The organism is Myroides fluvii, assembly GCF_009792295.1.
Taxonomy (GTDB): domain Bacteria; phylum Bacteroidota; class Bacteroidia; order Flavobacteriales; family Flavobacteriaceae; genus Flavobacterium; species Flavobacterium fluvii_A.
Genome location: NZ_CP039934.1, coordinates 1,457,723 through 1,471,168 on the forward strand (window position 1 = coordinate 1,457,723; position 13,446 = coordinate 1,471,168).

Genomic DNA, 13,446 nt, shown 5'->3' on the forward strand with positions numbered 1-13,446 from the left:
TAAAAATGGAAGACTATGAGAGAGATTAAAAATATTTCAAGAACACGCGCACAAGTATCTTCAGCTGCTATTGAGCGCATTTACATTACCATGCGCCATTTGTTTAACCGAGGGTTTTACAAACCCATGGGGGTGTCGGGAGATACGCTTAGAGAAGCATTATTAGAGTTGCGCCCTGAAATATATGGCACAATTGCAGAGGAAAAAGTTGAATTAGATGGATTACTCTATGTAATTGAACGCCTTCCGATCGGAATTGAAGAATGTAGATATATTAATTTAACCTCAGATGAAGGGTATTCTTTTTCGCATTTTCAGGCGTTAGTTCCTCCGAAAAGAAGACGAAACTGTTACCGAATTGATGAGGAGCAAATGAATATTGAAATCACAAGAGGACGTTCAGATATTTATGACGTTTTAACGCATTTGACTTTCATCTTTATCGAATCACATAAAATTAAAAATAGAGTTTTAATTGATGAAGAGGGACATGTGACACGTGATTGGAAAAAAATTGAATTAGCAGCCAAGCAAACAGAAGCATTAGAGCTACAAGAGAAAGAAGTGACGATGTCTCATTTGGCTAACGTGTTAGGTCGATCATTTGCCGAAGTTTTAGCGGTGTACGAAAAATTTGCTATTCCCGAAAATCCGGATCGCTTCTTGGATGTGATTTATTGGTTGGGCAAACTAGCCATTGAGGAAGAAGTGGACAATAACAAGCGAACGATTACGTTTAGCCCTTTGTTGCGCGAGCGATTAGGACATCATATTTACGGTGAAATCTGGTCGAACCGAATCAAAGAGGTTTTGGTAGAAAAAGGATTGTTAGAGCGACCTATTCACATCATTAGTGCGAATATGCACAGCGTGATGAACTCTATTTTTGCACCTTATGTCATGCAGGGAGAAATCGAAGTTTCTGAGGAAGTAGAGATTTATGAGGAATTGAGTAAACCCGAAAACAAAGCGCTACGCAATTTAGTGAGAGAGCGTGCAGAGAAAGAGGGAATGGTTTTCTTATCGGATGATTCTGGTACGAATATCGATGTGCAAATTTTTGATACAGCCCAAATTAAGTTTGAGCAAACGAATTTCAAAGGAGCTAACTTTGAGAAAGAACACCCCGTAATTATTGTGATGGATTATGCTTTCGGAGAACAAGCCTATGAAACTATTGATGAATTGTTGAAGCCCTATAAGAAACAAATTCGCTTAAATGTAGAGTCTGTTTCGATTATGGGAAAAGCGGGTATTTTAGAAGGAGGAAAAGGCGATATTATGATTCCTTTTGCCCATATTAACGAAGGAACAGGAGATAACTATCCCTTTGATAATGAATTAACGGTAGATCTATTTGAAAATCAAGGCATTCCAGTGGTTGGCGGTACGATGGTTACCGTATTGGGAACTTCTTTACAAAACAAAGACTTATTGAAGTTTTTTCACGATTCTACTTGGGGGGTAATTGGACTAGAGATGGAAGGAGCTCATTATCAAAAAGCCATTCAATCAGCCTCTAGAATTCGAAAAAGCATCAATCCAGAAGTAAAAGTAAGATATGCATATTATGCCTCTGATAACCCACTAGAAACGGGAAGTACTTTGGCTTCAGGAGGATTGGGAACTACGGGAGTGAAACCAACGTATTTGATTACCATAAAAATACTAGAACAAATTTTCAATAGTAACTAAATTGAAAGAGATAATACACAACCACTTTATGCAAATAGAGTGGTTTTTTTGTGACTATATGCGATGAATAATTGTGAATTAAGTAGTAGTTTTATGAACTTATAATTAAATCACTGAAAATACTAGGATGAAAAGCAAGGACAAAAATGAAAATGATCTAAGCTTATTTGATTTAGGTCACTTTGTAGCGCATAATGTTTTTAAAATTTTAAACTATTTAAAAAAAAATGGAATTTATCTTGGGATAATAGTTGCTCTAGGTTTTGGGGCGGGTTATTATTTAGATAAGAAGCAGCGTGATAAAGCTCAATCCGGCCAAACTATTGTAGAAAACAATCAGCTTATAATAAAGAAACAATCCGTTGTGGTATTTAATTATAACTCAATTTCCGCAGTGAGAGAATGGGTGGATCAATTTTTGCAAGATGACAAATGGAAAGAAGCGGGGTTAAAAGAGGTACATATTGAAGGTGTAAAGGAAGGGGCTACACTGCATCTTGAAAAAGATTTGCTCTTTGGGGAGGAGAATCAAAGCGAAACTGAATTGATTTCTAATGGGTTTCATTACTATACGTTTGAAGTTATAGCAGAGCATAAATTTGACTTTCAGCTATTTTGGAAGGAGTTATCTCAAAAAATAGATAAGACCCCTTATTTCGCTAAACAAAGAGATCAACATCATGCCTTTTTGGAGCATCGACAAGTAGAAATTACTAATAGCCTTAAAAAACTAGAAACTCTTTTTGAAAGAGAAACCATTGCTCCGGAGGCTTTAATTGCTGTAATTAACACCAAAAAAATATTGGGAGAGGAGTTAATGAACGTTCAAAGAGAAGCGCTTGAAACAGAAACTATTTTGTACGAAGTCTATGAGATGAATATAACAGATAAGTTTACGGACGATGCGAACTATAATCCCACTAAGATATATCTTAAGAAAATTCAATTTCCACTTGTAGGATTGGTTTTATTTTTTCTAATACAATGGATTTGGGTTATCAATAGAAAATATACTAAAAAATAGTTGCTAATATGGAGGTAAAAACGACAGCTTTACTCGGTTGTTTTATTATAGAACCCAAGGTATTCACAGATAGTAGAGGTTATTTTTTTGAAAGTTTCAATCAAGGTGTATTTGAAGCGATAACAGGGGTTACGGTAAACTTTGTACAAGATAATCAGTCGTATTCAAAAAGGGGAACGTTAAGAGGCTTACACTTTCAGGAAGGCCCATTTCAACAAGCTAAATTAGTTCGCGTTATTCAAGGTGAAGTATTGGATATTATTGTTGACTTAAGGAAAGATTCGTCAACCTATGGACAGCATTTAGCAATTGTGTTAAACGACAAAGAGCATAAACAGTTATTTGTGCCTAAAGGTTTTGCTCATGGATTTTTGGTTCTCAGTGAAACAGCTATTTTCGCCTATAAGTGTGATAATTATTATAATAAAGAAGCAGAAGGAGGCATGCTGTATAATGATCCTGCATTAGCGATAGCATGGCCCAAATTAGATCAATCGTATATTATTTCAGAAAAAGATTTAGTACTTCCTCCTTTTAACGCTATTAATCCTCTATGATACACGTTCTTGTAACTGGAGCAAATGGCCAAATGGGACAGGCTTTGCAATCCATCGGACATCAATTCCCAACTATTCGTTTTGTGTTTTTATCAAAGCAGGACTTGGATATTCTGAATATAGCAAGTTGTTTGGCCGTTTTTGAGATACATCAGCCTACTATTTGTATTAATTTTGCGGCATATACCAATGTAGAAAAAGCAGAGGAGGAATGCGAATTAGCCTACCAAGTAAATGCTGAAGCATGTAAAAATCTAGCAGAAGCCTGTTTAACGTACGATGTGACGTTACTCCACATTTCTACTGACTTTGTATTTGATGGTGAAAAAACAGAACCTTATACTGTAACAGATAGCCCTAATCCAATTAATGTGTATGGGGCATCTAAATTGAAAGGGGAACAGTATATTCAAGCGATGATGGAGAAATACTATATTGTTCGAACATCTTGGGTGTATTCTGAATTTGGGCATAATTTTCGCAATACGATGCTGAAATTAGCGGAAACTAACTCAGAAATTAATGTAGTTGATGATCAAATAGGATGCCCTACACAAGCCCTAGAGGTAGTTCACTTTGTTGTGCAGTTAATCTTAGATAATGAAGCATTTGGCTTGTATCATTATCGCGGTGAAAGATGTTGTTCCTGGTATGATTTTGCGCTTTCTATTTTTGAAAAAGAAAAAATTAAGATACAAGTTAATCGCATAAGCTCAAAAGACTATTTAAGTAAGGCGAAAAGACCAAAGTATAGTGTGTTAGGATGAAATACTTTTTATTATGAATCGGTTGAAGTTATTTTTAAAAGAAAAGAATTTTAAAGTTTTAGTAGGTAATTTTTTATCCTTAACAGTACTTCAAGTTTTAAATATTCTTTTGCCTTTTTTGACAATTCCTTATTTGTTTCGAGTAGTAGGAGTTGAGAAATTTGGATTAATAAGTTTTGCTTTAGCTTTTGTTACTTTCTTTCAAATCGTAATCGAATATGGTTTTAATACCATTTCAACACGTGATATTTCTATTGTATCTCACGATAAGAAAGCGGTGCAACAAACCTTTAATGAAGTACTCTCCACCAAACTTTTTTTACTTACGATCTTAACACTTGTGTTTGTAATGGTCATCTTCGGAATTCCAAAATTTCGAGCAGATATACTTGTTTACTTATTTACCTATATTATGGTAATTGGCCAAGTATTATTTCCTATATGGCTCTTTCAAGGGTTGCAACAAATGAAATACATAACGTATATCAACGTAGTATTTAAAACATTGTGTACGCTTTTGATTTTCGTTTTAGTTAAACATGAAAGTCAGTATTATTATGCTCCATTATTAACTTCTCTCGGCTTTGTATTAAGTGGTATTGCTTCGTTGTGGGTGGTTAAAAAGAAATTCGATATTCATTTTTCATTTTGTACGTTTGAACAAGTAAAAACTCAACTTAATAAAGCGAGATATTTATTCTTATCAGAATTTCAAATTGCCTTAATTGCCAATGCGAATGTATTGATTATCGGTTTTTTATTAAATGCTACGGCAGTAGGGTATTATGCTACGGCAGAAAAAGTAATTCGCGCCGTTTCTAATCTGCAAGCACCGATTATTAATGCTTTTTATCCGTATATCTCTAAATTAATGCAAGAGAATAAAATGAAAGCGAATCAATATATTAAAAAGTTGGTTAAATATGGTGGTTTGGTTGATGTTTTGGGACTTATTGTGCTATTTATTTTGTCAGAATTCATCTTTAAACTTCTGTTTGGCGATCAAACAGAGGAGAGTATTTTAGTGTTTCGTATTATGATAGCATTTCCTTTGTTGTCTTTTGTAGATCAATTATTTGGTAAACTTGTACTACTCACAAATAACAAGGAAAACTTATTTTTTAAGATTTTCTTTTATACTTCTATTGTAAGTGTTGTCTTGTGCGTGGGGTTAACGTATAGTTTTGGTTTCGTTGGTACAGCAATCGCAAGTACAATTGCTCAGCTCATATTAGCATTGGGGATGTGGTATTATGCTAGACCCTATTTAAATTCGTGATTATGGCACCTAAAGTAAGTATTATAGTTCCGGTATACAATGGAGAAAAGTTCATTAAAAGAACGTTAGCATCCATTTTAGATCAGTGTTTATCATCAATTGAAGTTATAGTAATCAATGATGGTTCAACGGATCGAACACTTGAGGAAATCGCTACGCTAAAAGATCAGCGTTTACGTGTTATTTCAAAAGTAAATCAAGGTGTTAGTTCCGCTCGTAATTTGGGGATTAAAGAAGCTACTGGAGCCTATATTGGTTTTGTTGATGCGGATGATCGTATTGCAAAAGAATTGTATGAGGAATTATACAACGCTTCAGTAGAAAAAAAGGTAGATGTCGTAGTTAGCGGGCTTTTAATTGAAAAAAACGGCGCATTTATTCATAAAGAATCGCTCTTACAACCAAACAAGATCTATTCAAACGCAGATTTTAAAAACGAAGTTTTAGTTCGCTATTTATCAGTAGAAAACTTAGATCTCTTGTCTGTAGTTAATAAGATTTATAAAAGAAGCTTTCTGCTTAAGTATTCTATTTTATTTGATGAAACACTTGCCTTAGAAGAAGATGGGATGTTTAATCTGGCTGTTTACACCCAGATGGATACGCTGTTAGGTATTCCTTATCAGGGGTATTATTATTTAGAGAATGCTTCAAGTGCTACACGAGATTTTGTAAACAATGATATAATCGATAGGCTTGTTCAGAAATTCAACTACGACTATCCAGAAAGTATTCAACAAGGGTTTAGTCATGCTGAAATTAGGTCGTTTAAATCATCACGATTGATTTATAGTATTTGTTTTATCCTTTTTAGCTTATCCAAGTATAAGATGTCCAGAAAGGATAAAAATAAGTTTATTGATACGATAATGAATGAACCTGTTGTTCTGTTGGCCGCTCAAAATCTCAATGCACATTATGTTAGGCAAAGCTCAAAATTTGAACGAGTTATCGCATCGTTTATCAAACAAGATAGAAGGTTTATGATCAAAGCATTGGTTGCCGTATTGACGATCATTCAAAAAATGAAATTGATGGATTTAATCAGAAAATTAAATTAAGTTGCCGATGGATTTGCGTAAAGTATATGGAGTATTGTTCTTTGTTGGGTTATTCTTTCTACCATTTAATAGTATAGAAGGATATCCGATATTGAGTATTTTAAAAAAGGAAGGAAGTGCTTACTTCTGGATCCCCGCTATTTTACTTTTACTGAGTAGTTTTTTTGTGCTGAGAAAAACAATAGTACTACCACTACTTACAAAATCGTATAAGATTCTGCTTGTATTCTTTGTCTTTTGTGTGCTTACAGTGCTATTAAATATCGAAGATGTTAGACAGGATTTCTATAAACAGAAATCGGGAATGTATATGTTTTTCGTTAATTATTTCATGTTGCTGTTCTCTGGCATTGGCTTAGTCGTCTTCGTTCAGAATGCCTGCAAAGGAATGAAAGTAGAATCCATTTTTCGCATAACTCGAAGGGTACTATTGGGGTCGTTTCTCTTTGTGTTTTTTTACGCTTTGATTCAGCTCTTAATCTTGAGATTCAAGGTTTTTAGTTTAGAATCGATATTCTATTTACTGGATTATCTTCCTTTTGTCCATGGACATTTGTTTTATAATACTACGCGATTAAACTCCGTTTCATTTGAAGTGCCCGCATTGGGAACCTATCTTATCTTTATCAATGGATGGATGTTTAGTTATATTTTTACCCATCGAAGCAAATGGCGCTTTTTGCCTTTTTTGATGGTGCTATTTTTGATCTATTTTAGTGGAGCACGATCTGCTTTGGTATCGATTTTACCTCAATTACTTGTTATGTTGTGGTTCTATAAGCCTTGTCAAATTTTCATAAAAAAGAATGGAGCCTTTCTACTAAAAACAGGGGGGATTATCCTATTGATATTCGTTGCATGGAAAGGAGAACGTATCGTCAATAAAATCAATGAAACAAGTCTTGAAAAAGTTGTGGGTACAAGTATTTCCAATAAAAGTAGAATTGGTATGCAAGTAGCTTCATTACAAGTTTTCTGTGATTCTCCTCTGTATGGTGTTGGTTTAGGCCAAGAAACGTATAGTAAAATCAAATATTATCCTGAATGGGCAATGAAGGATAACTATGAATTTAGAGAAATGTATTTGAATGAGGAAGATCGCATGTATCCTCCTTCTTTCAATTTATATACTAAACTACTAGCAGAAACTGGAATCATTGGCTTTTTGCTATTTATATGGTTTCTATTCACAAGTACCAAAGAAAACTATTCCTTAGTCATGCAGGCTGTAGGTACCTATCGTATCTTTGCGCAAACGTTGCTTATAACTTTGGTCGGGTTAATTGTGAACTGGGGACAAAATGATGACTATATGTTGTATGGCTTCTGGATTAGCTATGCTTTTTTATTAATATTGATAAAAAATAAATTGGAACATGAGTAAGATAAGTATATCCGTGGTAATTCCTTGTTATAATTGTAGTGATACAATACAAGTATGTGTCGAAAGTGTTTTTGTTCAAAGCTACCCAGCTTATGAGGTAATTTTGATTAACGATGGATCGAGTGATCAAACCTTGGAGCGATTATATGAGATACAAGAGTATTATCAGAGTGAGCATACAAAAATAACCGTACGGACACAAACCAATCAGGGACCTTCTGTTGCCCGTAATGAAGGGATCAATTTTTCAACAGGAAATTGGATTGCTTTTCTTGACTCAGATGACGTATGGCACAAGGATAAATTGTTGAAACAAGTTGAAGTCCTCCAGATGTATCCTGAGGCCCTAGTTATTGGTGGAGAAAAAGGGAAGTTTGCGTCTGCTTTATCACTGGAGCATGTCGCGAAGATTAACTTTGCTAAACTAGGTTTTAAAAACTATTTTTTGACTTCCTCTTCTATGGTTCTAAAAGAACAGTTAGGAGAAGTTCGTTTTAATGTGCATCAAAAGCACTCGGAAGATTACCGTTTCTTTTTTGATGTACTAAGCCTAGGAGGATATGGCGTTTGTATTTTTGAAAATTTATCGTGCAGTATTTCCAATAAGAGAGATTTTGGAGATTCAGGTTTATCAGGGAACATCTATAAAATGCAAAAAGGAGAATTGTCTAATTATAAATATTTGTATAGTAAGAAGTTGCTTACTTTTTCTGAGTATATGTTTTTTTGCACTTTCTCAAATTTAAAATTCGTGAGAAGATTCCTACTCTCTACACTATATAATTTAAAAAAATAAGGCAAGGTTTTTGTGCAGTAATACCTTAAAATAGACTAGTATGAAAGAAAAAATAAGAATGGCAATAGGAAATACACTCCTCTTTACCTATATCGCTTTTCTAGTGTTTGGTTTTAAAATTGTAAACTTAGCTCTGGTAGGTGTTTTAGTGTTTTTCTTGAGTACTTTTAAATACAATAAAGCACAAGTTAGCCATCATCTGAATGAGAATAAGAAAATCTATATTGTTTTGCTGGCATTAATTAGTTTTCAGTTTATTCACGGGATGTTTTTTCAAGATTTACATGAAAAGCGATTTGGTCTTTTACCTCTTTTATTTGGTTCTGCTATTGTTTTGCTCTGGGTTGCAGACATTCGAAAAATACTCTACATTTATTTGACCTGTCTAGTTTTATTGGTAGGTAAAGGGGGGTATAATATATTGACCTATTATTTAACAACAGATTATTTTACGATTAATAGTGGGGGCCATATTGACGCTATGTTGGTGGTGGCTCGTCCTTATTTAGGGTTTATGCTAAACATCGGTATTCTCCTTTGTATTTACTTGTACCAAATACAAAAGAAATATAGGGTATATTATTTATTCTTAAGTGTGTTTTTCTTTGCCTATCTAGTGTTTATTGGCAATAGAATGCAGGTTGTCTCTTTGTTGCTTTTGGCGCTCTTGTATTTTGTGTTTTATATGAAAGCAAATGGAAGTAAAAAAATACTCAGTTTACTAGTTTTAGGAATTTCTGTTTTTTTGTTGTTTACGTATACTTCTACATTGAAAGAACGCTTTGAAATGGACTCATTTACTTCGTTAGACCATTTGTTTTCGCGATTAGAGAAGAAAGAACCCCGTGTTTTAATATGGAAATGTGCTTGGTCTTTTACGCAAGAATCGTCGTTTCAACCACTCTATGGATTGGGAAAGGTAGAAACGATAGATCGTCAATTAGCGGCTTGTTATGAAGATAAAACGAAGGATAATCCCATGCGGGGCTATTTTTTAGATGCCTTGTTTAATACCCATAATCAATTTCTCGAATATTATGTATTAACAGGTATTGGAGGTATTAGTCTTTTACTTCTTTTCTTTGGTTTATTAGTCGCAAAAGTGAAGCGTTATTTTATCCCCATGGCACTATTGTTGTCTTTATTTAATTTTTGTTTGGTCGAGAATTTATTTAATAGGCAATTGGGGGTGTATTTATTCGGATTTGTATTAACTCTAATCTTGTTTATTTACAGTGAAAATAAGAAAGTAAAATCAATTGCTTAGGAGCGATAGATTAAAAGTAGCTCGCTTAAATTCTGATCCTTATTGAATTTCGCTTGGCAATTTGAATAGGCTTTTTCGCCTAAAGCACTTCTATATTTTGGGTTTTCCAGTTGTTCTAAAATAGGATGTAAATCAGTAGCTTGGGTAAATAAAAAACCATTGGTATGAGGTTCAACAATGTCGTTGTTTCCAATAACATCTGTCGCTAGAATGGGTTTTCTAAAGGCCATGGCTTCGAGTACAGCAATAGGCAATCCCTCCCAAAGCGAAGTTTGCATATAAACATCCAATTGGTTTAAGTAAGGAAATACTTCTGTGTTATTGGTAAACCAACCTGAAATTTTAATATTCGGTGCCGTCAAGAGATGACGTAGCTCCCCATCGCCAATCCAAATAAATTGATGTTGTGGAAACAACAAAGCAACGTCATTAAAGAGCGTCGGGTTTTTTTGATAGGAGATTCTTCCAATTGTTCCAATAACTAATGGAGAACCTGTATTTTCTTTTTCGCGGTAATGTTGATTGAGCTGATGCAAATCAATTCCATTTCGAACAAGAAGCGCTTTTCCAATCTTTTGAGCAATTTTAAATTCAGTATCACCACAGGCAATTGTGGTTCCACCAAAAATTAGTTGAGTTAGTTTTTCGATGCCATAAAAGAGTTTTTGCTTTACAGAAGAGATATCTTGACGCAAAAACGAATATCCATGAGGCGTATAGTAAACTTTAGGCTTGAAAGGAAGCATAAAGCTCGCCCATCTGCCGATAACACCTGCTTTAGAAGAGTGCAAATGAATAACATCGGGTGTTAACTGCTTCAGTGTACGTCTTAACTCAAAAGTAGAGCGAAGATCTTGTATAGGTCTAAGTTCTCGTTCCATTTCAAGCGGTATTAGCCGAATGGAAGAAGGAAAATCTTGGTCTATTTGGTCTTGTGTAATTTCTTTTCTTTTGTTACTGTATATTATATAGGTTTCAATATCAGGATGTTGGCTAAAAAACAAAGCCAAATCTTTAAAATAGGAATACACACCTCCTCCAAAAGACTCTACAATATGGATAATTCGCATTAGCAATCTAAATTTTTAAGGACAAATTTAGTTTATTTATTTAGGATTTGTAAAATCAATAAGGAACAATTCTTAGAATTGAGAAAGTTCCTTAACTTTGTGTGAAATGAAAAATAGGATGAAACGCATTTTAATAACAGGAGCAGCAGGTTTTTTAGGATCACATTTATGTGACCGTTTCCTCGCAGAGGGATTTCACGTCATCGGTATGGACAATTTAATCACCGGAGACTTAAAGAATATTGAACACCTGTTCTCAGAAGCGCATTTTGAATTTTATCATCACGATGTAACTAAATTTGTGCACGTTCCAGGTGAGCTAGATTATATCTTACACTTTGCTTCACCAGCTAGTCCTATTGATTATTTAAAGATACCGATTCAAACGCTTAAAGTAGGTTCTTTGGGAACACATAACTTGTTGGGACTCGCGCGAGTGAAAAATGCGCGTATTTTAATTGCTTCTACCTCAGAAGTATATGGGGATCCGTTAGTTCATCCCCAAACGGAAGAGTACTACGGCAATGTAAATAGCATTGGACCAAGAGGTGTATATGATGAAGCGAAACGCTTCCAAGAATCGATGACGATGGCCTACCATACGTTCCACGGGTTGGAGACTAGAATCGTGCGTATTTTTAATACGTATGGTCCCCGCATGCGATTAAACGACGGACGCGTGATTCCCGCGTTTATCGGACAAGCCTTAAGAGGAGAAGATTTAACCGTTTTTGGCGATGGGAGTCAAACGCGCTCTTTCTGTTATGTAGATGATCAAGTAGAAGGAATCTATCGATTGCTATTATCTGATTATCACTTGCCGGTTAATATTGGTAATCCTGAAGAAATTACGATTTTGGATTTTGCTCAAGAGATCATTCGCTTAACCAATAGCGGACAAAAAATAATTTACAAAGATTTGCCAATAAACGACCCTTTACAACGTTGTCCTGATATAAGCAAAGCTAAAACAATTTTAGGGTGGATGCCCAAAATCGATAGAGCAGAGGGAATGCAGTTCACATTGGATTATTTCAAAGCTTTCACAGCGGCTGATTTAGCAAAAGAAGAGCATAAAGATTTTTCAAATTACATTTATTAATGAGTAAAAAAGCAGGTAGGTATTCTTACTTAATACGCCCATTAACTGCGTGTATTGATTTAATTACAATTAATGTTATGGCTCAGGTGTGGTTTTCCACATTTACGGAGCAACATCTTCTATTTCATCTTGTATTGTCTATCGGTTGGTTGATTGCTGCCGGACTGAGTGATTACTATGAAGTATACAGGCATACGAGAACCGTTCACGTAGCAGAGAAAATTTGTAAACAATTTGTTTTCCAGTTTATTCTTGTTGCTTCTTATAACGGTATTTTTGATCGATTTGCTGAGGTACGCGATTTGATGGGGTATGGCATTTCTATTTTCATTATCATTTGTACCGTAAAGTTTACCATCTTTTTTCTATTAAAGTACATCCGTAAATTTTTAGGAGGTAATTTTAGAAATATCGTTCTATTGGGAAATGGCAAGGAAATTAGCAATCTAAAATCGGTACTTTTAAAACGAACGGATTTAGGTTATCGCATTAATAATCACTTCTACAACTTAGAAGATGAAAGTTTAGAGGATTTAAAACAGTACTTATCCGATAATATTGTCGATGAACTTTTTATCCAATTTTCATTTACTAAAGAAAAGAATTTCATGGAAATTCTAGAGTTTTCGGATAATAGTATGATAACGGTGCGTTATGTACCCACGCAAAAAGATATTTTAAACAACAATTTAACGATTGAATACTACGATTTATTACCCGTAGTGCCAAGACGCGTTATTCCCTTGGATAAGCCCTATAATAAATTGATGAAACGCCTATTTGACTTGGTCTTTTCTTTCCTAGTGATCGTGTGTGTTTTATCGTGGTTAGTTCCTTTAATCGCCGTTTTGATAAAAAGAGAATCTAAGGGGCCTGTTTTTTTTAAACAAAAGCGAACAGGGCTGAATGATGAAGAGTTTTGGTGTTACAAGTTTAGATCAATGCGCATCAATGACGATAGCGATAAACAACAAGCGACGCGAAATGACCTGCGAATTACCAAAATTGGCGCTTTTTTAAGGAAATCGAGCTTGGATGAGTTTCCACAATTTATCAATGTTTTTTTAGGCGATATGTCTATTGTCGGACCACGACCTCACATGGTTGTACATACTAAAATGTACTCTAAACGAGTAAGTCGTTTTATGTTGAGACACTTGGTTAAACCAGGTATTACAGGAATGGCGCAGACACATGGTTATAGAGGGGAAATTGAAAATGATCGGGATATTATCAATCGATTTAAATACGATCTATTTTACCTAGAAAACTGGTCTATTTTAATGGATTTAAAAATTATTTACCTCACGGTTTACAACGTCTTTAAAGGAGAGGAAAAAGCGTATTAATTGCTTTTCATCAAGTTGTTCTGCTTATTCTTAGTAACTTTTTCTTTATTCGTTTTTTTATAATTATTTTTGATCCATAATAACAAACAACACAA

The 13,446-nt window shown here is 34.5% G+C and carries 12 protein-coding genes; 11 read left to right on the forward strand and 1 reads right to left on the reverse strand.

The genetic code is table 11. The annotated features are described in order from the left end of the window. Nucleotides 1-15 precede the first annotated feature (15 nt). From FBR08_RS06635 to FBR08_RS06675, 9 genes are all read left to right on the forward strand, one after another. Entirely contained in the window at nt 16-1,695 is a 1,680-nt protein-coding gene (locus FBR08_RS06635; RefSeq protein ID WP_158962005.1) for a DUF6909 family protein, read from the forward strand. 127 nt (nt 1,696-1,822) lie between these two features. Further along, on the forward strand, nt 1,823-2,719 hold the full coding sequence (locus FBR08_RS06640; protein WP_158962006.1) for a hypothetical protein: 897 nt from the start codon (nt 1,823-1,825) through the stop codon (nt 2,717-2,719). 8 nt (nt 2,720-2,727) lie between these two features. Beyond that, entirely contained in the window at nt 2,728-3,276 is a 549-nt protein-coding gene (gene rfbC, locus FBR08_RS06645; RefSeq protein WP_158962007.1) for a dTDP-4-dehydrorhamnose 3,5-epimerase, read from the forward strand. Then, nucleotides 3,273-4,043, forward strand: a complete 771-nt coding sequence (gene rfbD / locus FBR08_RS06650; RefSeq protein WP_158962008.1) for a dTDP-4-dehydrorhamnose reductase — start codon at nt 3,273-3,275, stop codon at nt 4,041-4,043. The genes rfbC and rfbD overlap by 4 nt, the downstream gene beginning before the upstream one ends. Nucleotides 4,044-4,056: 13 nt before the next feature. After that, nucleotides 4,057-5,322, forward strand: a complete 1,266-nt coding sequence (locus FBR08_RS06655) for a flippase (protein WP_158962009.1) — start codon at nt 4,057-4,059, stop codon at nt 5,320-5,322. 2 nt (nt 5,323-5,324) lie between these two features. Beyond that, nucleotides 5,325-6,383: a glycosyltransferase family 2 protein gene (locus tag FBR08_RS06660; RefSeq protein ID WP_158962010.1), complete on the forward strand. Its 1,059-nt coding sequence runs from the start codon at nt 5,325-5,327 to the stop codon at nt 6,381-6,383. 7 nt (nt 6,384-6,390) lie between these two features. Then, on the forward strand, nt 6,391-7,767 hold the full coding sequence (locus FBR08_RS06665; protein ID WP_158962011.1) for an O-antigen ligase family protein: 1,377 nt from the start codon (nt 6,391-6,393) through the stop codon (nt 7,765-7,767). Further along, nucleotides 7,760-8,563 (forward strand): glycosyltransferase family 2 protein, encoded by an 804-nt coding sequence (locus FBR08_RS06670; RefSeq protein ID WP_158962012.1) that lies wholly within the window; start codon nt 7,760-7,762, stop codon nt 8,561-8,563. Before FBR08_RS06665 ends, FBR08_RS06670 begins: the two co-directional genes overlap by 8 nt. Before the next feature lie 40 nt (nt 8,564-8,603). Next, nucleotides 8,604-9,830, forward strand: coding sequence for an O-antigen ligase family protein (locus tag FBR08_RS06675; RefSeq protein WP_158962013.1), 1,227 nt, complete (start codon nt 8,604-8,606; stop codon nt 9,828-9,830). Here the strand turns inward: FBR08_RS06675 and FBR08_RS06680 are convergent. Further along, nucleotides 9,827-10,900 (reverse strand): glycosyltransferase, encoded by a 1,074-nt coding sequence (locus FBR08_RS06680; protein ID WP_158962014.1) that lies wholly within the window; start codon nt 10,898-10,900, stop codon nt 9,827-9,829. The two genes, FBR08_RS06675 and FBR08_RS06680, sit on opposite strands and share 4 nt — an antisense overlap. A 118-nt stretch (nt 10,901-11,018) precedes the next feature. Here FBR08_RS06680 and FBR08_RS06685 point away from each other — a divergent pair, with 118 nt between their 5' ends. Both FBR08_RS06685 and FBR08_RS06690 read left to right on the forward strand, forming a co-directional pair. Next, nucleotides 11,019-12,002: a UDP-glucuronic acid decarboxylase family protein gene (locus FBR08_RS06685; RefSeq protein WP_158962015.1), complete on the forward strand. Its 984-nt coding sequence runs from the start codon at nt 11,019-11,021 to the stop codon at nt 12,000-12,002. After that, entirely contained in the window at nt 12,002-13,351 is a 1,350-nt protein-coding gene (locus FBR08_RS06690; protein WP_158962016.1) for an exopolysaccharide biosynthesis polyprenyl glycosylphosphotransferase, read from the forward strand. The genes FBR08_RS06685 and FBR08_RS06690 overlap by 1 nt, the downstream gene beginning before the upstream one ends. Nucleotides 13,352-13,446 lie beyond the last annotated feature (95 nt).